Below are 23339 nucleotides of genomic sequence, written 5' to 3'. Positions count from 1 at the left end.
TCTTATCGCGGTTTTAATGCTCTGAGCAAAGCCACGTTGTTATAAAGACCCAACGTTAACAAATCTTCAAATTCATGTATAATTAAGGAAATCTTTAAACACTTCCCGCCGCCTTTTGCGGTCTTGGCTTTGAAACTAACTGGAAAATTCGAGCACGATCCTCCCCCGGTTTTGGGAGTTATTTTGTGAAGTCTGCCCAGGATAAAACATTGAACACGAACCTGGCTTCACCCTAAAATCTACAAGTGCCGAACGTGACGGAACCCAGTCACGGAATTCGACCTATCTCCGGAAACGCCTCTTTTGCGACCCCGGAGCCTGGTACCCTAACCCAGACCTTTTCGCAGCCGAGACCGATTCTGTCGGGCATCTCGGCTGTGTGTGTTTAAAAGGTTTTGTAGCAAAAGCGAGTCACGCAAAAAGCGTGACCTACATGAACATGAAGAAAATAACCGCTCTCGAAGTGCAAAAGAAGAATCCCAATCGGGTGAATGTTCACCTTGACGGGGAATTCGCCTTCGGACTGGCGCGCATCACCGCCGTATGGCTCAAAGTCGGAGACACGCTCAGCGATGAGAAACTCGCCGCCCTGCAAGCCGAAGATGCGCGTGAAAAAGCACTGCAACAGGCGCTGCTCTTCCTTAGTTACCGCGCCCGTTCGGAGAAAGAGATACGGCAGAACCTGAAAAAGCACGAATATCCCGAAGACGCCATCGAATACACGATGACCCGCCTCCGCGATAACAGGCTCGCCAACGATAATGAATTTGCCCATGCGTGGGTCGAAAATCGCAGTACATTCCGCCCACGCAGCCGCCGCGCACTGACGATGGAACTTCGTCAAAAAGGGCTCGACGAGGAAACGGTAAAAGAAGCCGTTGCCAATATCGATGAAGAAGCCCTGGCGTATGAAACAGCCCGAAAACGGGCACCCAGATTCAAAAGTCTGGAATGGAGCGAGTTTCGCAAGAAACTTTCCGAACATCTTGCCAGGCGCGGCTTCCCCTACTCTGTAGTTACGTCCGTTGTCACCCGCATTTGGAACGAGACGCATACAGAGGAAACGAAATACGAAGATGAGGAATTGACATGAATCCGATCATCATAATTTTGATAAATATTGTGGCTCTGCTCGTAGGTGCTGCAGCGGGATATTTCTTTCACCGCTATCAGGTAGACCGCGCCGCCAAGGCACGTCAGGAACGGGCTGATGATATTCTAAAAGCCGCCCAGACCCAGGCAAACATGATCGTGAAAGGTGCGCAGGATAACGCCACCAAGATCATCCAGGCTGCCGAAAGCGAGATCAAGGAACGCCGTATCGAGTTGAACCGCGATACTGAGCGCCTTGAAAAACGCCGCTCTGAAGTGGACAGCCGCTACGATAAGATCGAACAGCGCGAACAGAACCTCAATCGCCGCCAGTCACAGATCGACAAACGCTATAACGAAGCCGAAAAACTGCACGAAGATCAAATGAAAAAGCTCGAAGAGATCGCGCAGATGACCCCCGAAGAAGCGCGCAAAGACCTCTTTGCCGCCGTTGAAAAAGAAGCTCGCGGCGACATGGCGCGCATCATCCGTCAGATCGAAGCGGAAGCGCGTGAAGAAGGCGAGAAGCGTGCCCGCAAACTCATAGCGGATGCCATTCAGCGCGTCGCTTCTGAACACGTGGCGGAAGTCACCCGCGCCGTGGTGACCCTGCCCAGCGAAGAAATGAAGGGTCGTATCGTTGGTCGCAACGGACGCAACATCAAAGCCTTCGAACAAGCCGCCGGTGTGGATGTGATCGTGGACGATACGCCCGATTCCGTCACCGTTTCCTGCTTCGACTCGGTCCGCCGTGAAATTGCGCGCCGCGCACTCTCCAAGCTCATCCTCGATGGACGCATTCACCCTGCACACATCGAAAAAGTTATTGAAGACGAAACCCGTGCCGTTGATAAGATTATCAATGAAGCAGGCGAACAAGCCGCGTACGATGCCAACGTGTCTGGCATACATCCTGAAGTCCTGCGTATGATGGGTCGCCTCAAGTTCCGTACCTCGTATGGTCAGAATCAACTCGCTCACGCAGTGGAAGTTTCCAAGCTGGCGGGCATCCTCGCCGCTGAGATCGGTGCGAATGTAGAGTTGTCTAAGATGGGCGGCTTCCTGCACGACATCGGCAAAGCCATGGATCACAATCAGGAAGGCACGCACGCCGGTCTCGGTGCGGAATTCTGTAAACGCTATGGGGTCAACCCCATTGTGGTGAATGCCATCGCTTCTCACCACCATGAAGTGGATCAGGAAACTGTGGAAGCCATTATCGCCGAAGCCGCCGATGCCATTTCTGGCGCCCGCCCCGGCGCCCGCCGCGAAGACCTCGAAGCCTACATCAAACGCATCCGTTCGCTCGAAGAAATGTCCATGTCCTTCGATGGCGTCCAGCAAGCCTTCGCCATTCAGGCAGGACGCGAAGTGCGCATCATCGTCAAGCCGGAAGCGATCGACGATCTCGGCTCCACCCGCCTTGCACGCGACATCGCCAAGAAGATCGAAGAGACCATGCAGTACCCCGGTCAGATCCGTGTGACGGTCATCCGCGAGACTCGGGCGACTGAATACGCCAAATAACCCTTACAGGCTGGTTACGAATGCCCAAACCCATCCCCCAGAGTGCTAAAATAAACGCACCTGCCGGGATGGGTTTTTATTATTCTTCGTCCTCATCCCAAAGGTAGAGGCGAAAAGGTCATGGCAAAAACCAAGGCACCGAATATTGCAAAAAAGGGGAAAACCGCAGCAAAGCAAGGGGCGGCTCTAAAATCGTCCGTTAAGACAGTGAAGCCCCGAACCGGTAAAAAGAATGCTCTCAGCATTGCAAAACGGGCTGCCGCCCTGGAGCAGCAGAATGAGTATCTCGCCTTACTTAATGAAGTGACCATGACGATTCTGCTCTCGGGGGATTTTGATACCATTCTACGTGAGCTGGCAAAGAATATGGCGCGGCTTACCAATGCCGATGACTGCTACATCACTCTTTGGGATGAGGAAAGAAACCTGACCATTCCACAGGAAACCACTGCGATCCTGAATACTCCTTACTCGGAAGACCAACTCCCCAGCTCTCACAGCATGACGGCATCTGTATTAAGATCTGGACACACCTTAACAGCCGATGATGTTTTCAACTCGCCGTACATAGATAGTGAGATCGCCCGGCATTATCCTGCCCGCTCTGTAATGGGCGCTCCGCTCATCGTGCGCAAACACAAATTAGGCGCGGCGATCATTGCCTTTAATACTCCTCATCACTTTACACAAGAAGAAGTCAAGCGCGCGGAATACGCTGCTGGGCACATCGCTGTGGCGGTCTGGAATGCCCAGCAAGATATTGAGATTAAGAAAAGGCTGAAGGAACAGCAAACACTCGCGCGTATTACAACGGCCTTGAGTCAAACTGAACGGATCGGACTTGCCAACCTGCTCAAATTGATCGTCGACTCTTCCCGAGACTTGATCGCAAACGCCCAACAAGCAGTTATCCACCTGGTGGATCAGGAAAAAAACTTCCTGATCCCCAAAGCCGTTTCAGGCATCGAGATCACCGAAGACAACAAGAGTAAGATGCGTATCGGCGAAGGGGTTGCCGGGCAGGTGATCACGGACGAGCAAAGCATCTATATTCCGGATATCCAAAACGATAAACGCTATATCAACCTGTCTGCCAATATCAATTATCGTTCCATGATCGTGGCGCCGGTTTCCAGCGGCAGCCAAAAGCTCGGGACCATCAGCATTCAAAGCCGAAAGACTCATGCCTTTTCCAGAAACGATATCAGCCTGTTAAATGAACTTAGTCAACAGGCTGCCATTGCCATTGAAAATGCCCGCCTTTATGCTGCCGTCCAGCAGGAGTTGGCAGAGCGTATTTATGCAGAAACAGCGCTACGCAGCAGCGAAGAACGCTACCGCAGTGTATCCGAAGACATCCCTGCCATGATCTGTCGCTTCCAAGCCGATGGAACCCTGACCTATGTCAATCAATTTTATAGTCAGTTCTTTGGCAAAAAACAATACGAATTCACGAACATCAATCTCTTCTCTCTAATCGAAGATGAAGAAGAGAGAGCCAAGGTCAAATCAAAATACCTTTCTTTAACACAGGAAAACCCATTTACCATCTACGAAGTGAATGAAACCAACAGCCGGGGTGAAAAGCGCTGGGTGCAATGGATCGACCGCATGATCTACCACAAAGACAATGAGAATGTGGAATACCAAGCCATCGGTATGGATATCACCGAGCGTAAATTGGCGGAGCTCGAACGTGAACGACTCTTAAAAGCCGAACACGTACAACGCCTGCGCGCTGAGACCAGCGCCGATGCCACGCTTGCGCTTGTCTCGCACACTGAAACCGATAAGGTTCTAAATGAGATCCTGCATCAGGTGCAAAAACTACTTCCCGGCTGCGCAGCAAATATCGCCTTGCTGGAAGGAGATATACTGCGAACTGCCGCATGGCTGGGATATGAAAACCGCGGCGAGGAAGGTTTCAAAAACCTGATCAAACGCACTTCCATGTTCCCGGTCGAACAACAAGTCATGCAGGACCCGCGCCCACTACTGGTCGCAGATACGCATCAAGATCCAAACTGGAAAATCCTGCCCGGGCTGGAATGGATCCGCTCAAACTTAAGCATCCCGCTCATGTGGAATAACGAAATGCTGGGCTTGTTGTATATCGACGAAGATACCCCCAACAAAGTGACAGAAGAAACCGCCAATCTTCTCAAACCGCTGGTCAACGCCACCACGGTTGCACTGGAAAGCTCCATTCTGATCGAGACCACACGCCAGGCGCTAAAAGAGACCAGCGCCCTTTATCGTATCAATCAAGGCTTGGTTGCCCTTGAAACCGACGAGCTTCTAAAAGATGCCGTGGAACTCCTAAAGAATAATTTTGATTATTATCATGTTCAAGTCTTCGTCATTGACCCGGTCACTGAAAATTTCATTCTCAAAGCCGCAAGTGGAGAGATCGGGAAGAGACTGGTGGAAGCCGGGCACGAACTACGCGCCGGGGCAGGTATCATTGGATATGCCGCTGAAACCGGCATGCCATTCTTTACCAACAATGTAGAAGAGGTCGTTTTCTTTATGTTCGATCCTTACCTGCCAGAAACCAAAGCAGAGATGGCCATCCCCGTTCGAAACGGAGAAAAATTGTATGGCATCCTCGACATTCAACAAACCACCGCAAAACCCTTCACGCCCAGAGACCAGCAACTGGTCATCACAGTCGCAGACCAACTTGCCGTGGCACTCCACAAAGCAGAGTTATACAAAGATCTGCAAACCGCTTTACAGCAGGAAAAAAATATTCGCAACCAATTGGTACAAAATGAACGGCTTGCCATCATGGGGCGACTGCTCGCTTCGGTATCACATGAATTGAACAACCCTCTGCAAGCCATTCAAAACGCCCTATTCCTCTTGAAGGAAGAAAAAGGGCTTTCGCAACAGGGCTTGAACGACCTCGATATCGTACTCGCCGAATCTGAGCGCATGGCAGCATTGATCGAGCGTCTGCGCACCACCTACCGCCCGCCTCAGGCAGAGGAACTGCAGCCTACGTACATCAATAACATTATTGAAGACGTTTACGCCCTGCTCGCCACCCACCTGCGCAAGAATGAAGTCGTTTTTGAATTCCACCCGCAAACTGATTTGCCGCCCATCATGGCACTACCGGACCAGATCCGTCAGGTGGCACTGAACCTGATGATCAATGCCGTGGAAGCCATGCCCAATGGCGGCAGTCTGACTGTAGATACCCATTACCTGCGCGCATCAAACGAGGTTAAGTTGTCCGTTTCGGACATGGGAGCAGGGATTTCTCCTGCAATCCTGCCTTCCATTTTCAACCCATTCGTCACAAATAAAAAGCGCGGAACGGGCATTGGTTTGACGATCTCACATGACATTGTCATCAAACACAGAGGTCGTATTACTGCCGAAAACAACCAAGGCAAACCCGGCGCCACATTCAACGTGTGGCTGCCCGTGGAACAACCTCTCTCGGCGGAGATCGAATGAACATCACTGGACACATCCTCATCATTGATGATGAAGCCTCGCTGCGTAAAACGCTGGCGCGCATTCTGCAACAAGCGGGGTTTGATGTCACTACTGCTGAAAGCGCCGAACAGGGTTTGGATTATATAAAAACCACTCCCTTTGACATGGTACTGACCGATCTACGTATGCCCGGCATGCATGGTATGGACGCACTCAAACTCATCCATAGCAATCACCCTGCCCTGCCAGTGATACTCTTTACCGCCCAACCAGATGTCAACTCGGCAATCGATGCCCTGCGGCACGGCGCCACAGACTACCTGCTCAAACCGATCAAGCCCGAAGCCATCATCGAACGCACCCGAAGCATTCTGCTTAACCATCAACGTGAAAAACGGAAACGCGAGATCCAATCACAGATCGAAATACTGCAAAGCGAGTTGAAAGAATTGAATGGCATGGAAAATTCCACAAAACCGCCAGCACAACCTGCGAACCCGGTTGCACTGGAAAAAGAACGATTCCTCAAACGTGGTCCGCTTGTGCTGGATCTTCAAGCCCGGCGAGTGCTGTTCAATGAAGAGACCCTGAACCTGCCGCCCACTTCCTTCGATTACCTGCTCGTATTGGCACGACACGCCCCCCATGTGGTCGATTACCAAACCATGGTAGCGGAGGCGCAAGGATACCAAACCGACACGCGTGAAGCTCAGGAGTTGACCAAGTGGCACATCCATCAACTGCGTCAGATCATCGAAAAAGACGTTCACAACCCTGCCTACCTTCTCAACGTACGTGGAACCGGCTACCGCCTCGTCGTTGATTAGTTGGAAGCACCCTACAGAGGGGCACCCCGCTCAATGGATGGAACCCGCTTCAGCCCTCGCCTGAAGCGGGTTTTTCATTCACCAACTTTCCCCAACTTTTGCCTCTTCATCCTATCTTTTCGCAGGGTGAATCCTGTGAAAATATAAGCGATGAATACCCCAGCCTCCCCCCAAGAATTGGTACGCATCCTCGTAGTGGATGATCACCCCAACACCGCGACAACCCTTGCGCGTGCGCTCGCACAGATCGGACCCACAGTGGATGTCGTCTCGGCAGTCAGCGGAATGGACGCCCTCGCTAAGGTAAAAGACATGGGCGTGGATATCCTTTTCACCGATATGATCATGCCCGAGATGACTGGCTTGGAACTGATCGAAAAACTACAGAACCACCCTGGCGGCAAACCTTCGTACTCGTATCTCATTACGGCGTACGATGTACCTGGTCTTAAAGTGACCGCCCAGCGCTTGAAAGTGAACGACGTCATCATCAAGCCGGTGCGCCCCGAGCGGATCTGTCAGATTGCGACCAACGCCATTGATGAGATGAAGCACGCCACTCACCCGACCGGCAGCAAAGCCTCAACAAAGCGAAAATTCAAACTTCTTGTAGCAGATGATGTAATGGATAACGTGACCCTATTAACGCGTTATCTTGAATATGAAGGTTACGATCAAGTCACTGCTCGCGATGGGCAGGAAGCGTTGGACAAGATCCGCGATGAATTACCAGACCTCATCCTGCTGGATGTGAACATGCCTAACAAAGATGGTTTCACCGTCCTCGAAGAGATCCGCAATGATCCTTCTGTCGCACATATCCCGGTCATAATTCTGACCGCTGCACGACTCGACCCTTCTGATGTGCAATCAGGTTTAAACCTGGGTGCCGATGATTATGTAACCAAGCCCTTTGACCGTCACGAATTAATGGCACGCATCCGCACCAAATTGCGTGTTAAAGAAGCGGAAGATATTACCCGCCGCCGCAACCGTGAGTTAAATCTTTTGCCTGAGATCGGTAAAGAATTAAGCGCCCGCCTCGACACAAAAGACCTTGCCAATGTCCTGCTTAAACGAACTGCAGAAACACTGGGCGCCATTCAGGCGAACATGTACATCCTCGGGGAGGATGAAGATGAAGTCCACGAAAAATATGAGGTGGCGTTGAATCCCTCCGGCGCGGCAGTAGACCTAACCCCGCCCGCAAAACTTATTCAACACATGCAGGGAACTCATCAGGGACTGGTGATCGAAGATGCCGTCAATGACCCGCTATGGCATGTGGACGCAAAAACCTATATCCGCTCTGCGTTGGTGGTGCCGATCTTTGGTCGCCACTCGCTGCTCGGTCTGATCCTGCTGACCCACGAGCAGGAGAGTTATTTTTCCGGCGACCATCTCCTATTGCTCCAGGCGATCGCAAGTCAGGCAGCTATTGCCATTGAAAATGCGCGCTTGTACTCGGCGGTGCTGCAGGAGCAGAAAAAGGTGGCTGCGATCTTGCGCCATGCCTCCGAAGCCATCCTCCTTTTTGACGAACATACCAACCTCACCTTGCTCAACCCGGCTGGTGAACAACTATTCAACGAAAGCCCTGCAAAAATTAATACTCCCTTGCCCCGCGACCACGGCTACGAAACCTTTACCCGGTTGATCGATGAAGCTCGCGCCGCGAACATGTCCATTTCAGGCGAGGTGGTGTGGCCCGACCAGCGCACGTTTACGGCGTTCATCGCCCCGATTGAAGACGGTGGAACGGTCGCTATTTTGCACGATGTCAGCCGCTTCAAAGATCTCGACCGCATCAAGAATGAATTCATCGCCACCGCTTCACACGATTTAAAGAATCCACTCACCACCATTGGCGGCTATACCCAGCTTTTAGGTCAGGCGGGGCCATTAAATGACCACCAAAAAGAATTTGTCGAGCGCATTCAACACGCCACCAAGAATATGGGCGAGCTGGTCCATAACATGATGTCACTTGCGCAATCTGACCTTGAGACCATCCAAAAACATGAGCCGGTTGATATCAAAGAACTGGTCAAGGAACTGGCGACTGAATTCCGCCCGCAGGCCGCGAAAAGCTGCAAACACTTGAAACAGAAAACGCAACTTCGATCCACATCAATGGCGATCCGTTTCAATTGCGCCAGGTATTTCGCAATTTGATCGGCAACGCAATCAAATACACACCTCAGGGTGGTCATATCAAGATCAAAACTATTATCGAACAACAACAAGTCATCATTCAGGTCATAGATAATGGATATGGCATTCCCGCTGCGGATCTACCCTTTATTTTCAATCGTTTTTATCGGGTCCGCAGCGGAAAAGCCAACGAGATCGAAGGGAATGGGCTTGGGCTGGCGATCGTTAAATCCATTGTAGAACAACATAACGGACACCTTAGTGTGGAAAGCGAGCCAGGAAAAGGCTCTTTATTCAGTGTTCGCTTACCCCTAACAAACAAGTAAAACAGAACCAAGGAGAATAGGATGAAAAAAATTCGCTTTCACATGATTTTTGCAATTGCCATGGTACTTATTACAGCCTGCTCGCCCAAAGTGATCTATGAAAGTGCGGCAGAGCCGCAAATTAAACCCGGCGACGCCATTGCAGCGCCGAGCGATGAAGTCATTTTGACCGTTACTGGAAACATCAGCGCCAAAAATAACGGGGACGCCCTTGAACTGGATATGGCAACGCTCGAAAAGTTTGGTCTTGTACGTTACGATGTCAACGATCCATGGATGGGGAAAAACATGACTTATACCGGTATCCTGATGTCAGATTTCCTTAAAGTCGTCGGCGCTTCTGATACCGCTGAAAATGTACTTTTCACAGCCCTGGATGAATACGAGGTTAATCTCACCATCAAGGAACTCGAACAGTGGCCCATTTTGCTTGCCACTCAAGCCAACGGCGCTTATATGACCGTCAGTGAAAATGGTCCCACACGCATCATCTTCCCATTCGATGACTATGCCGATATCGATCAGATTCTTTATAAAGATTTGTGGATCTGGAATATCAAGAGTATCGAGGTGCAATAAAAATGGAAAATAAATCCAGTCAGCGCAAACCTGTACGATTGCAATTCATAATAGGGGTGGTGGGAGCAATCTTTCTCATCTCCATTTTGTCAGTGGTTTTCCTATCCTTCCAAAGCAGTACAAGATCGCGTGAAGCTTTTCTTGTGGATTCGGAGGCACTTGCAACCCTATCAAATATTCAACGTCACTGGTTATTGCTTCACGTGGAAACACGCGCCTGGCTGGATGATCCAAGCAGTGGAACGGAACAGGTTGAAAATCAGAGGTCGCTTCTCGCTGCGCAACTCCGGGTGATCAAACCATATATCGTGGACAACCTGCCCGCATCCAGAAGAATTACCAACATAGAAGCCAGGTTAACCGAATACGATGCCCTGCTGGCAGAGGCGCAATCCTCAGACACCCCCCAAGCATACAAAGAACAACTCACAGACCTCCTTCAAAACGAAGAAACAGAACAGATCAAACGCGCCTACGATCAAGTTGAGCGCGATTTCTTCGTAACATTTAGCGAGAACCTCTCTGCCCAACAAAACATCCAACGTTTGCTGATCGTTCTAGCGATCCTTTTTACACTTTTCATTATTGGTGCTGGCATTTGGGCAGCACGCACCGCACGTATTACAGCGGAACTACAACAAAGTCAGGTTGCTACATTGGAGCAGCGCGTTGCAGATCGTACCAAAGCGCTAAGCGCCTCTTCAGAAGTCAGCCGCAGACTCTCCTCCATTTTGGATCGCGGGCAACTGGCAGTGGAAGTGGTGGAGCAACTCCAGTCCACCTTCCATTACTACCATGCTCACATTTATCTTTTTGATGAAACCAAAGAAAACCTGGTCATGACCGGTGGAACGGGTGAGGCAGGAAGAATTCTACTGGAACGCAATCACAAGATCCCGCGTGGACGAGGCTTGGTCGGGCGCGCTGCAGACTCAGGAAAAGTTGTGCTGGTTCCTGACACTCACGCTGACCCCAACTGGCTCCCCAACCCGTTACTGTCAGAAACGCAGGCAGAAGTTGCTGTTCCCATTATGGTTGGCGATCAAGTTCTAGGTGTTTTGGATGTGCAAAACAATGTTGCAAACAGCTTGGGAACAGAAGATGCGAACTTGCTACAGAACATCGCAGACCAGACCGCGATTGCTCTGCAAAACATTCAATCGACCGAGAATGTAAAAATTTCTCAGGAACAATATGCCCTGGCGTTGGAAGGCTCGAACGATGGCATTTGGGACTGGGACATTGCCAATAACAACATCTATTACTCGGCACGTTGGAAAGCCATGCTAGGGTACGAAGAACACGAACTGACCCGTGGCTTTGTAGAATGGGAGGAACGTATCCACCCAGATGACCGCGATTATGCGGTCAAAGCCCTTGAGGATTACCTGGAACGGCGCGCGCCAGAATATAAGGTCGAAATCCGCCTCCGCCATAAAGACGGCACCTGGCGCTGGGTGCGCGACACAGGCAAAGCTCTGCGAAATCCTGATGGCACTGCCTACCGTATGGCAGGTTCACATGCCGATATTACCGAAGCCAGGTTGCAACAGAACCTAACGGCTCAACGCGCCCGACAGCAGGAAGCGCTCAACTCGATCTCCCAAAAGATACAGTCAACGACCAGCATTGAAGCGGCGCTTCAAGTAGCAGCCCGCGAACTGGGACACGCTCTCGGCAGAAAACCCACACTTATCACGCTTGACCCTGTAAATGAACAAAAGAGCAAAGACTCGGGAGCATCTCATGCAAACTGAAAGAAACAACGCCCTCACCTTGCGCTATGTATTCGCTTTGAGTCTCATTGCGCTTTTATCGATCACGGCGTTCTTCACCCTGCGTTTTGCCATCACTGAGCAGGAATCGGGTGCAGCCATCATCAACGTAGCCGGGCGCCAACGCATGCTTTCACAACGCATCTCGCGCTTTGCGTTACTGTATGTGTTAAATGCAGGCGACCGTGAAAACCTGCGCACGACCCTCACTAACGATCTCGAACTCTTTGAAGACTCACATACCGCCCTGATCAATGGCGGCAGTGTCCGCGGATTAAGCAGTGATGAAGTATTGATCCTTTCGGGCAATCCATCTGAAACAGTAAGCGATATGTACTTCGCGTCTCCGATGAACCTTAACCAGCAGGTAAAAACCTTTATTGCCGAAACCAGACTGCTGCTCGCAGATCCAACAGAGGAATTAACGCTCGAAAATACCCACCTTGCTTACATTCTGGAAGCCGCCCGGTCCAATCTGCTTTCCGGCTTGAACACGGTCACCGGGCAGTATCAAAAAGAGAGCGAAAGCGCAATTGCCAATCTCCAATTCCTCGAAAGTATCGTTTTAGGAATCACCCTGCTATCGCTTCTTGCTGAAGCGTTCTTTATCTTCCGTCCCATGGTAAGTCAGATCACCAAACACACCCATGATATTCAAGAAGGTATTGACCTCTTAGCCAAGCAGAATGAAGTCCTTTCCACCAGCACACGTGCCCTGGCAACAGTGGCAGAGATCAGTACTTCTGTTTCCAGCATTTTAAATGTCGACGACCTTCTCCTAACAGTAGTTGACCTTACAAAGGAACGCTTCAATCTTTACCACTCACATATTTACCTGCTGGATGAAAAAGGGGAAAATCTGGTGCTGGCAAAAGGCTCAGGTGAAGCTGGGCGCATCATGGCAGCTGAAAAACGCTCCATTCCGCTTAACCGCGAGCAGTCGCTCGTGGCTCGTGCTGCCCGCGAACGCAAAGGCGTTACCGTAAACGATGTGACCCTATCCCCCGACTTCCTCCCCAACCCCTTGCTGCCGGATACACGCGCAGAACTGGCGGTTCCAATGCTTGTTGGTCAGACCCTCATAGGCGTATTCGATATCCAATCAGATGTGGCAGGACGTTTTACTGAGACGGATGTAAATATTCAGACAACCCTTGCTGCGCAGCTTGCCAGTTCCGTACAGAACGCAAGATCTTTTGAACGATCCAGATCTCAGGTGGAATTTGAAACCTTGGTTAACACGATCAACCAAAAGATCCAGCGTACAGACTCAGTAGAGGAAACTCTTCAAACTGCTATCCGTGAGCTGGGAACAGCCATTGGGACATCCCGTGTCAAGGCAGTTCTGACTGCCAGCTCAAATAACAGCCCGACCACCTAAACCAACTTTATCCCGCATGCAGAATCACCCACCTTCTGCCAAGGAGAAATAAAAATGAATATTTCATTTCAGCCTTCCCCCTCCCCTGATAATGCCAACATTCAGCTTGCTCGTTGGGGCAGTACTGCTCTTGCAGTGTTGGTCTTGCTGGTTTATGGCTACTTCCTGCTCAATACCTTTCAGCAACCAAGCACACCCGTCCTCTATCTTGCAACAGCCATTCTAGCCATCAGTTTCATAATGACAGTGTTGGGGCTCATTTTTATACAGCGCAACAGACAGGAAACCGGTTTAAAACTAACATTGTATTCACTATATTTAATCGGTGTCTTTGTTTCTATTTTCTATTACGGACGTGTTTTGACTGCATCATTCTCGATCTTTACGGTTTCTATTTTTGCCATCGAATGGCTCCTTCCTGAAACCCTCCGTCGCCGATATATTGTACTAACCCTAATTACCGTCTCTTTAATGTGGGTGGTGGAATGGATCGATCCCACGTGGCGCGTCAATCTTGGAACGGCCACCGTGGGTCCGTTTGCAACGGGACTATTTGTGATATTCCTGGCAGTTACAACATATCGCCGCTTTCGCGGTTCACTTTTCTCCAGTCTGCGCAGTAAGCTTTTGGTAGCTTTTGTTGGAATGCTGGCAATTCTTGCCGCCCTCTTTATTTTCTTTAATTACTACGCAACGATCCGTAACATTGAATCCCAAGGAGCTAATGACCTGTTTAGGATCAAAAATGCCGTACAGGGACAATTCGGTGAATTGCAAAAACTGGCACTGGCACTAGCAACCGACATGGCAAATGACCCGGAAGTGCAGGCTACCTTCGCAGCCCGTGACCGTGAACAGCTAAAAAAAATAACTCTCCCAACATTCAAGATCCTTCAACGGGATTTCGATGTTAAGCAATATCATTTCATCATGCCGCCCGCAACATCCTTTTTACGTTTACATCAGGTTGACCAATTTGGCGATGACCTAACTTCCTTTCGAGCAACAGTGATCCAGGCAAACTCAGAAAAAGAACCCGTCAGCGGGCTGGAAATTGGACGCGGCGGGTTGGGCGTGCGCGGGGTTGTCCCGGTCTTTTATCAAGACAGGCATATTGGGGTGATTGATGTAGGTATTGATATCAGTTCCGATTTCCTATTTAACATCAAGGAACAATATGGCGTAGACGTACAGATTGTTCTTGATCAGAAAGTTGCTCAAACTGCTACATTTCAAGGTTCTGTTTCCGAACTACAAGGTCCTACCTCAGAATTAGTTTTCCAAGCGAGCACCAATGAACTTCCCTTCTTTGTCGATGAAGCCATATACACCCAAGTCATGAACGGCGAGTCAGTCGTTTCAAATAAAAATATTAGCGGGCAAGAATATGCCATTATCAGCTTTCCACTGATTGACTATTCTGGAAAGACCATTGGAGTGATCGAGATCATCTCTAATCGCACCACAGCGATTGCAGAAGCAAATAAGAACCTTTTAAATACAATATTAATTGCACTGTTCATTCTCTTGATCAGCGGTATCGCCATCGTGCAGATTATCAATACCACGATCAAACCGATCACCGAATTGACACTCTCCGCCAATACTATTGCTGAAGGCAATCTGAACATTGTGGCAAGTATCCAATCATCCGACGAGGTAGGGGTTTTGGCAAAGGCGTTCAACCTCATGACATCCCAATTACGTGAAATGGTCGTCGGGCTTGAACAACGCGTAGCAGACCGCACCCACAACCTTGAATTGGCGGCAGAGGTTGGACGTGCGGTGTCCCAGGTGCGCGCACTTGATGTCATGTTGACCGATGCAGCAGAACTGATCCGTGAACAATTCAACCTGTACTATGTGCAGGTATATCTCGTCAACCCAAGCCAGACTTATCTCATCCTTCAATCAGGAACCGGCGACGTGGGGCGGGAATTATTGAACCGTAATCACCGCCTGCCCCTTACAGCAAACTCCCTGAACGGACGTGCCGCAACCGAGAAAAAGCCTGTGATCATTGCGGATACACTTAAGAGTGCCACGTTCAAACCGAACTCGCTATTGCCTATGACCCGTTCAGAAATGTCCATCCCACTCATGATCGGTGATAAGGTGGTGGGCGTACTGGATATGCAAAGCGACAAAAAAGATACCTTGAATAAAGATGTACTGCCTGCTTTCGAGGCATTGGCTGGTCAATTAGCCATCGCCATTCAAAACGCAAACTTCCTCGCTGAAACACAGCAAGCCCGTGCCGAGGTCGAGGCGCAAGCCCAACGGATGGCACGCTCAAACTGGGCAAACTACCTGGATGCGATTCACAAATCAGAGCACACCGGCTTCGTTTACGAGAATGACAAAGTGGAGCCTCTTACAACTCTTGATGAGCTAAAGAACACAGACATAAGCGCATTCATGACACCCATCGAAGTTGCAGGTGAACCGATTGGCAGTCTGGTCGTGGAACAGGACGAGTCCCAATTAACTGAGCGCGATAGTCAGCTCATCGAGGCGGTAGCCCGTCAGGTGGCGCAACAAGTTGAAAACCTACGCCTATTGGATAGTGCTGAACGCTACCGCAGCGAGTCAGAACAAGCCGCCCGCCGTCTCACCTACGAAGGCTGGCAGGAATACATGCAGTCCCAAGCTAACGATGGCATCAGTTACATGTATGATCTGAAGAATGTCAAGTCATATCGTAGTAACGGTAATGAACAGCCTGAAACCGATGGCTATACTTTGCCTCTCAAAGCTCGAGATGAAATTATCGGCAAACTTGTTGTTCAAGGGCTTGACACTACGAACACCGAATCTGTCGAACTCGTCAACGCTGTGGCGGAACGCCTTGGCATACATCTTGAAGGGCTGCGTCTTTCCAATCAAACAGAACAAGCACTGCTTACAACCCAGAAACAGGCGGAGCGCGAGCAGGCACTACGTCAAATCACCAGCGCCGTCCGTGGTTCAACCGACCCTGTCACCATCCTGCGATCTGCCGCGCGCGAGTTGGGTACGTTTTTAGGTCGCAAAACAGTTATTCGTTTGACCACTGACTCGCACTCAGAAGAAACCACACTACATGATGGTAAGAACCCTCTGCTGTCTGCGAAGAGTCCTTCACAAGAAGCATGATCGGAGATACTCATGGAAAATAAAATAATGACACCTCAAAATATGGATATCTTTCAAACCTTCTTTGAACAGTCTGCCGATCCCATTTTGATTCTGGAAAATGGACTCTTTACAGATTGCAACCATGCGGCGGAGCAAGTACTACACGCCCACAAAGCCGATTTTCTCCCCATCTCCCCTGCGCTGATTTCACCTGAATTTCAGCCCGATGGCAGGCTATCCACTGAGAAAGCAGCTGAGATGATCAACATTGCAATCGAAAAAGGCAGTAACCGTTTTGAATGGGTACATCGTCGATTAAATGGTGAAGACTTTCAGGTGGAACTCACCCTAACATCGGTACACATTAGCGGACGCCAGTTGATTTATACAGTTTGGCGTGACATTACCAAGCGTAAAAAGGTGGAAGATGCGGTTAAAGCATCGCAGCAGAAACTTTCGCTGTTGATCGATAGCTCGCCTCTGGCGGTTATCGAATGGAATACAAATTTTGAAGTAGTCTCATGGAATCCCGCGGCAGAACGTATTTTTGGTTATTCATTTGAAGAAGCAAAAGGACGCCATGCCGCAGGGTTGATCGTACCCGCCGAGTACAAATCCGTGGTGGACGAAGTGTGGGCAAATCTGCTTAAGCAAACCGGCGGCACCCGCTCTACCAATGGCAATGTCAGAAAAGACGGACGCGCCATTACATGCGAATGGTACAACACGCCATTGGCTGACTCGGACGGCACAGTATTCGGCGTCTCTTCACTCGTCGAAGATGTCACAGAGCGCAAGCAGGCTGAGGATGAAATCAAAGAGTCGCAGCAGAAACTTTCGCTGTTGATCGATAGCTCGCCTCTGGCAGTTATTGAATGGAATACAAATTTTGAAGTGGTCTCATGGAATCCGGCTGCCGAACGTATCTTTGGTTATTCCTATGAAGAAGCAAAAGGACGCCATGCCGCAGGGTTGATCGTACCCGCCGAGTACAAATCCGTGGTGGACGAAGTGTGGGCAAATCTGCTTAAGCAAACCGGCGGCACCCGCTCTACCAATGGCAATGTCAGAAAAGACGGACGCGCCATTACATGCGAATGGTACAACACGCCATTGGCTGACTCGGACGGCACAGTATTCGGCGTCTCTTCACTCGTCGAAGATGTCACAGAACGCAAACAGGCGGAAGAACTTTTGCAGCAAAGCGAAGCAAACCTATCGTCCGCGCTGCGTGTTGCTCAAATGGGATACTGGGAATTTGATATTCCCACCCAAATGTTCACATTCAACGATCAGTACTACTCCCTGCTCGGTACAACAGCCGAGAAAGCGGAGGGCTACCAGATGAGTGCTCAAAAATTTGCCGCAGAATATGTCCCCCCGGAAGATGCGGGCATTGTGCAAAGCTCCATCATAAGAGCCATCGAAGCCACCGATCCCAACTTCCAGACTCAAATTGAAACCCGTAACTTACGCGCAGACGGAACGCCGATCTCAACGATCGTTTGGTTTCGTATCCGAAAAGATGAGCAAGGTCAAACCGTCAAACTATATGGCGTGAGTCAAGACATCACCGACCGTAAACGATTAGAACGCGAAATTCAGGAAGGTTTTGACCGCCGTGGTTATCAGGTGCAAATCAGTACTGAAATTTCGCAGGAAGTTGCCACTGCCTCTGAATTGAACGAACTATTTACTCAGGTCGTAAAACTGACTAAGGAACGTCTGGGGTATTACCATACACAACTATTACGTTATGACCCAACTCGCGACGCCGTGGTCTTAGTCAGTGGATATGGGGAAACAGGTCAAAAAATGCTTTCCGGCGGTCACCAAATGCCCATGGGAAGCGGTTTGATCGGTACTGCTGCTGCAAGCGGACAAACCGTCCTGCGCCCCACTTTGGCAGATGACCCTGACTGGCAGCCCAATCCCTTATTGCCAGACACACAGGGTGAGATCGCCGTGCCCATCAAGCTGGGTGAACAGGTACTGGGCGTGCTTGATATTCAAAGCGATCAAGCTGGCGCCCTCACCGAAGATGACCGTCTATTGCTGGAAGGTCTGTGCGGACAGATCGCTGTGGCTATTGAGCAAACCCGTCTACGCGAGGAAATGAACGAACGTCTTGAGGAAGTTAATCGCCTGTATCATAGCATGAGCCATGAAGGTTGGAAAACCTACCGCGAAAACGCAGAACTGCCTGAAGGTTTCGTATTCGACCAAACAGGTATCCGACCAGTGAGAGACGAAATTTTGCCCGAAGGGCAGTTCGCAAACATCCCAATGAAAGTGCTTGGCGGTGAAGTGGTCGGATCTCTGTCCATCGCCGACGACCCGAACCAACCCACATCACCCGAAGATTATGCTTTCCTCCAGCAGGTTTCTGATCAAATTGCGCTGGCGTTGGAAAGTGCGCGCTTGTCTGCGCAAACTCAGATCGCGCTCGCACAGACGGAAAAACTATCAGAAGTCAGCCTTCGTTTCGCACAAGCATCCAATTTACAGGAACTGCTGGTGGTGCTTAATGAAGCACTGGGAATTCCAGCGGTTAATCGATCTCTTTTAGGTGTCACCAATTTGAGCTCAACGAACGAAATGGAAAGCATTGATATCGTTGCCAATTGGTGGAATGGTATCGGGTCGGAGCCATCAGAGATCGGCAGACATTACACATTGGAAAATCTTAATGTGCTGCCAATGCTACGAAGTAATACCACCATATTTTTCAACGATACTTTTAACGACGAACGAATAAATGATCCCACAATGCAGATGTTCGTAAAGCAAAATATTCGTGCAGCCGCAGTGTTACCTCTTTTCCTTGGTACGCGTCAGGTTGGCGTTCTATTCCTGGAAGCGGATGAGCCTCACGAATTCACACCAGATGAAATCCGGTTGTTCACGGCGCTGTCGCCACAGATCGCCACTGTACTCGAGAACCGCATTCAATTTGAAATTGCTCAAAAGCAAGCGCAGCGCGAGAGTACACTAAACGTTATTAGTCAAAAGATCCAAAGCGCCACCACTGTGGAAGCCGTGCTACAGATCGCCGCACGCGAGCTCGGACACGCCCTCGGCGCGCCCATGACAATTGCCCAGCTAAGCATGAAGGACTCATCCTCGTAATGCGGGGCAAGTATCAGGAGAAGCGCTGATGTCGATCAACGATAAGTCTCGAAAGCGTGTAGAAGACCTGTTCTCAGGCATGTCACCGCTTATTTCAGAAGGCTCAAACGGGCAGGATCGCCACGCCCCTGCCCCAGCAGAAGTAGCTGCCCACTCACTACCCAGCTCTGTTGCCATGCTGCAGGAAATGGAAGCATTGCGTGCTCGCGTTATTGACTTAGAAGCCCGCCTCAAGCAAAAAGAAGAACAACCGGCAAACCCTGCTTCTGCTCCTATTATCTATGAAAAGGAACAAGTCGGATTCGCGTACATGGGAGACCAAGTCCTGCCGGTTCGCGGCGACCAGTTACCGGTCCCGAATGATGCGAAAGTCATCAAAACGCCGCTAATCTCCAGTGGGCGTCCCATCGGTGAAGTGCAGATCACCAAACCAACTGAACGCAATCTAACAGACGAAGACATGAAGCTCGCCAATGCCATCGTCCAACAAGCTTCGATTCAAATCGAAAACCTGCGTCTGCTCGCCGCAACAGAACGCGCCCGCACTGAAGCTGAAGAAGCCTCGCATCAATTTACACACAAGAACTGGGCAAATTTTCTGGATGCCATTCACAATGCAGAACGGATCGGCTATGTGTATGATCAGGCAGCAGTAGAACCGTTTACAGAACCTGCCCCCGCCCAATATGACCATGAAGAGATCATGGAAACATTGAATGAACAGATCGGCAGACTCTTTATAAAGGGAAACGGCTCGCTCACCGAAGACGATAAAAAGTTCATTGGCACGATCGCAAAGCAGGTCAGCCAGCAAGTGGAGAATATCCGTCTGTTGGCAGATGCCTCCCGTGCCCGTGCTGAAGCCGAAGAAGCCACACGCCGCCTCACCCGCCAGAACTGGGAAACGTATACCCAACGTGAAGGCATGCTTGGCTTTGTATATGACTCCGTCAAAGTATCGCCATTAAGTGACGACATGGCAGCCAGTGACATCGTACTTGAGCAACCCCTGTTCGTTCGTGGTGAAGCCATTGGTCAACTCGCAGTGAAAGGACTGCGCCATGTTTCACAGGAAGCAAAGGACATGGCAGCCGCCATTGCCTCACAAACCAGCATCCACCTCGAAGCCCTGCGCCTGACCGAAGAACTTCAAAAGCGCGCCGAGGAATTGAAAGAACTCGACCGGCTCAAGTCTGCCTTCCTTGCCAATATGTCGCATGAATTACGTACCCCGTTGAATTCCATTCTTGGCTTCACCGATGTGATGCTGGAAGGACTCGACGGCGAACTGACACCCTACATGGATAACGATCTGCGCCTCGTTCAAAAGAACGGGCAACACCTCTTACACCTTATCAACGATGTACTCGACATGGCAAAGATCGAATCTGGACGCATGAGCCTGCACCCCGAAAAATTCAAGGTCCACAGCATCCTCGAAGAAGTGACCAGCATTACCTCCACCCTGGCAAGCGAAAAGAATCTCGCGCTTTATATAGATCCCGAATCAGATGCAGAGATCGAGATCTATGCCGATAACACCCGCCTGCGCCAAGTAATGATTAATCTCGTGAACAACTCCATCAAGTTTACCGAGAAGGGAAATGTCGCATTGAAGGTCACACCCATGGATGGGGATAGAGTGCTCATCACCGTCCAAGACACAGGTCTTGGAATTCCCACCGAACAGCTCGAAACCATCTTTCAGGAATTCACCCAGGTCGACACCTCCACCACACGCAAGGTGGGCGGCACAGGCTTGGGTCTGCCGATCAGCCGCCGCCTTGTTGAAATGCACGGCGGGCGCCTATGGGCAGAAAGCAGCGGGCTCGAAGGCGAAGGCGCCACCTTCCATGTGGAACTGCCTCTTGAAGCGCGTAATACGGAAGTCATTGAGAAAAAGGAAAAATAATGGCAGCACCACTCTACCTCGAATGCAATCTTTGCGGCAACCAACAACCCTACGTGCCATTCGTCCCTGCCATCTGCCAAAAATGCGAATCGCAATGGGTCGAAGCCCATTATGACTACGAAGCCTTCAAACGCGAGATATTACGCGGCATTCCCAATCGCCCCAACAACCTATGGCGCTTTCAGGATGTCCTGCCATTGAACGATCCCTCCGCCCTCAATCTTTATCCTGCTGGCGGAACTCCACTGTGGCACTCAAACCGCTTCGCCCCGGACCTTGGACATTCTGCTGTTTACTTCAAAGATGAGCGCTACGGACCGACCTCTTCCTTCAAAGATAGGCAAGCGGCGGTTGCTGTTGCCGCCATGAACGAGAATGGCATCCGTGAAGCAGTGATCGCATCGACCGGCAATGCCGCCGTGGCATACGCTGCGGCTTGCGCGCGCGCAGGTATCAAACTCTGGGTCTTCATGACCAGCCTTGTCCCGCAGGAAAAACTGCGTGAAGCCGCCCTCTTCGGCGCGGAAGTGATCCGCGTCAGCGGCAACTACGACCAAACCAAACAGATCGCCAGTCAATTCGCTCAACGCAAGAATCTGTTACTCGACCGCGGCGCCAGTTCTGTGCCTGCCCGCGAATCGATGAAGACTATTGCCTACGAGATCGTGGAGCAACTCGGCTGGCGCGCCCCAGACTGGTACATTCAAGCCGTTAGCGGCGGCTTGGGTCCCTTGGGGGTATATCAGGGTTTTAAAGAAATGTTCAATATGGGGCTCATCAATAAGGTGCCCAAACTGGCGATCATTCAAGCAGAAGGCTGTGCGCCCATGGTTCACGCCTTCAAAGCAGGCAAAGATACAGCCACCCCTATCATCCCCGACACGCGTATCATCATCCTTTCCACCGGCGACCCCGGCAAAGCATATACCTATCTTTGGAACCTCACTCAGCAATACGGCGGTGTGATGGAGTCTGTGACCGACCTTGAAGCCTATGAAGCAATGAAAGCCCTTGCCAAAAGCGAAGGCATGGCGGTCGAACCGGCTACAGCTGTGGCTTTTGCGGGCTTCCAAAAATTGTCAAAACAAGGCATCATTGGCAAAAATGAGCTGGTGGCGATCAATTGCACCGGTCACACCTTCCCGGTCGAAAAGCATGTTCTCGGCGACCAATGGGCAGTGGATGTTCACCTGAGCAAAGATCAGTCCCCTGCTCCGCGTGAAGGTCTACAAGCCGCGCTCGAAAACCTTGATGAAAAGACCACGACCGTGCTGTTAGTTGACGATAATTCGGATGATGCTCTGCTCATCCGCCGCTTGCTGGAAGGGCGCAAGAATTACCGCATGTATCACGCCAAAGACGGTTGGGAAGGTCTTTCGATCGCACGCCAGAAACTGCCTGACCTAATCATCAGCGACCTGACCATGCCCGGTATCGACGGCTTTGGTCTTGTGGAAGAATTAAAGCTGGATCCGCGCACCAGGAACATTCCGGTCGTGGTCGTCAGCGCAAAAGATATTACAAATGAAGAACGAAACCGCCTCAATGGTCAGATCGAGGCGCTATATCAAAAGGGATCCCTGCCTACCCGCAAATTCGTCGAAAAGGTTATTGGCGTCATTGAAGATAAAATGGAAGAAAAAGGCAAGGACTAAGGAGAACCATGGGACACAACATCCTATACATTGAAGACAATCCTGATAACATGATGCTCGTCAAACGCGCATTGGAATCGCGCGGCTATATCCTATTGGAAGCTTTTACAGGTATGGATGGCGTTACATCTGCCGAACAGAACGCCGTAGATCTGGTTCTGCTCGATATCAACCTGCCCGACATTGATGGGTATGAAGTTGCCAGGCGGCTGCGTGCCAGCAGCAAGCATAACCTTGCCTACGTCCCCATCATCGCCATCACTGCCAACGCCTTGAAAGGGGATGCCGAAAAAGCGCTCTCTGCTGGCTGCGATGTGTACATGTCCAAGCCGATCAACATCCGTGAGCTATGGGCTCGCGTGGAAGCCTTCGTTCCAGCGCCGTAGAAATATAAGGAAATAAAAATCCGCCCGCA

The 23339-nt window shown here is 50.5% G+C and carries 14 protein-coding genes; all 14 read left to right on the top strand.

The window, feature by feature from the left end; genetic code table 11:
- Positions 1–439 precede the first annotated feature (439 nt).
- The 14 genes from IPG80_RS10135 (at position 440) to IPG80_RS10070 (ending at position 23310) form a co-directional block, all read left to right on the top strand.
- Entirely contained in the window at positions 440–1093 is a 654-nt protein-coding gene (locus tag IPG80_RS10135; RefSeq protein WP_345106004.1) for a RecX family transcriptional regulator, read from the top strand.
- On the top strand, positions 1090–2619 hold the full coding sequence (gene rny, locus IPG80_RS10130) for a ribonuclease Y (RefSeq protein ID WP_345106000.1): 1530 nt from the start codon (positions 1090–1092) through the stop codon (positions 2617–2619). The genes IPG80_RS10135 and rny overlap by 4 nt, the downstream gene beginning before the upstream one ends.
- 120 nt (positions 2620–2739) lie before the next feature.
- Positions 2740–6087 carry a GAF domain-containing protein gene (locus tag IPG80_RS10125; RefSeq protein WP_345105998.1) on the top strand — a complete coding sequence of 1116 codons (3348 nt, stop codon included), beginning with the start codon at positions 2740–2742 and terminating at the stop codon, positions 6085–6087.
- Positions 6084–6896 carry a response regulator transcription factor gene (locus IPG80_RS10120; protein ID WP_345105997.1) on the top strand — a complete coding sequence of 271 codons (813 nt, stop codon included), beginning with the start codon at positions 6084–6086 and terminating at the stop codon, positions 6894–6896. The genes IPG80_RS10125 and IPG80_RS10120 overlap by 4 nt, the downstream gene beginning before the upstream one ends.
- Positions 6897–7046: 150 nt before the next feature.
- Positions 7047–9071 carry a response regulator gene (locus tag IPG80_RS10115; protein ID WP_345105995.1) on the top strand — a complete coding sequence of 675 codons (2025 nt, stop codon included), beginning with the start codon at positions 7047–7049 and terminating at the stop codon, positions 9069–9071.
- Positions 9068–9376 carry a sensor histidine kinase gene (locus IPG80_RS10110; RefSeq protein ID WP_345105993.1) on the top strand — a complete coding sequence of 103 codons (309 nt, stop codon included), beginning with the start codon at positions 9068–9070 and terminating at the stop codon, positions 9374–9376. Before IPG80_RS10115 ends, IPG80_RS10110 begins: the two co-directional genes overlap by 4 nt.
- Positions 9377–9397: 21 nt before the next feature.
- Positions 9398–9955: a molybdopterin-dependent oxidoreductase gene (locus tag IPG80_RS10105; RefSeq protein ID WP_345105990.1), complete on the top strand. Its 558-nt coding sequence runs from the start codon at positions 9398–9400 to the stop codon at positions 9953–9955.
- 2 nt (positions 9956–9957) lie between these two features.
- Positions 9958–11712: a PAS domain-containing protein gene (locus IPG80_RS10100; RefSeq protein WP_345105988.1), complete on the top strand. Its 1755-nt coding sequence runs from the start codon at positions 9958–9960 to the stop codon at positions 11710–11712.
- Complete coding sequence (locus IPG80_RS10095; RefSeq protein WP_345105986.1) at positions 11702–13111, top strand: GAF domain-containing protein; 1410 nt, start codon at positions 11702–11704, stop codon at positions 13109–13111. Before IPG80_RS10100 ends, IPG80_RS10095 begins: the two co-directional genes overlap by 11 nt.
- A gap of 54 nt (positions 13112–13165) precedes the next feature.
- The gene (locus tag IPG80_RS10090) at positions 13166–16246 is read left to right on the top strand and encodes a cache domain-containing protein (RefSeq protein WP_345105984.1); all 3081 of its coding nucleotides are present in this window, start codon (positions 13166–13168) and stop codon (positions 16244–16246) included.
- 12 nt (positions 16247–16258) lie between these two features.
- Positions 16259–19357, top strand: coding sequence for a PAS domain S-box protein (locus IPG80_RS10085; RefSeq protein WP_345105982.1), 3099 nt, complete (start codon positions 16259–16261; stop codon positions 19355–19357).
- 28 nt (positions 19358–19385) lie between these two features.
- A complete protein-coding gene (locus IPG80_RS10080; RefSeq protein WP_345105980.1) occupies positions 19386–21269 on the top strand; it encodes an ATP-binding protein in 1884 nt (627 codons plus the stop codon).
- On the top strand, positions 21269–22924 hold the full coding sequence (locus IPG80_RS10075) for a pyridoxal-phosphate dependent enzyme (protein ID WP_345105977.1): 1656 nt from the start codon (positions 21269–21271) through the stop codon (positions 22922–22924). The genes IPG80_RS10080 and IPG80_RS10075 overlap by 1 nt, the downstream gene beginning before the upstream one ends.
- An 8-nt stretch (positions 22925–22932) precedes the next feature.
- Complete coding sequence (locus IPG80_RS10070; RefSeq protein WP_345105974.1) at positions 22933–23310, top strand: response regulator; 378 nt, start codon at positions 22933–22935, stop codon at positions 23308–23310.
- The last annotated feature ends 29 nt before the right edge of the window (positions 23311–23339 follow it).

This window comes from Candidatus Villigracilis vicinus (assembly GCF_016702885.1).
In the GTDB taxonomy this organism is placed as follows: Bacteria; Chloroflexota; Anaerolineae; order Anaerolineales; family Villigracilaceae; genus Villigracilis; species Villigracilis vicinus.
This window is presented reverse-complemented; position numbering and strand designations above follow the sequence as displayed.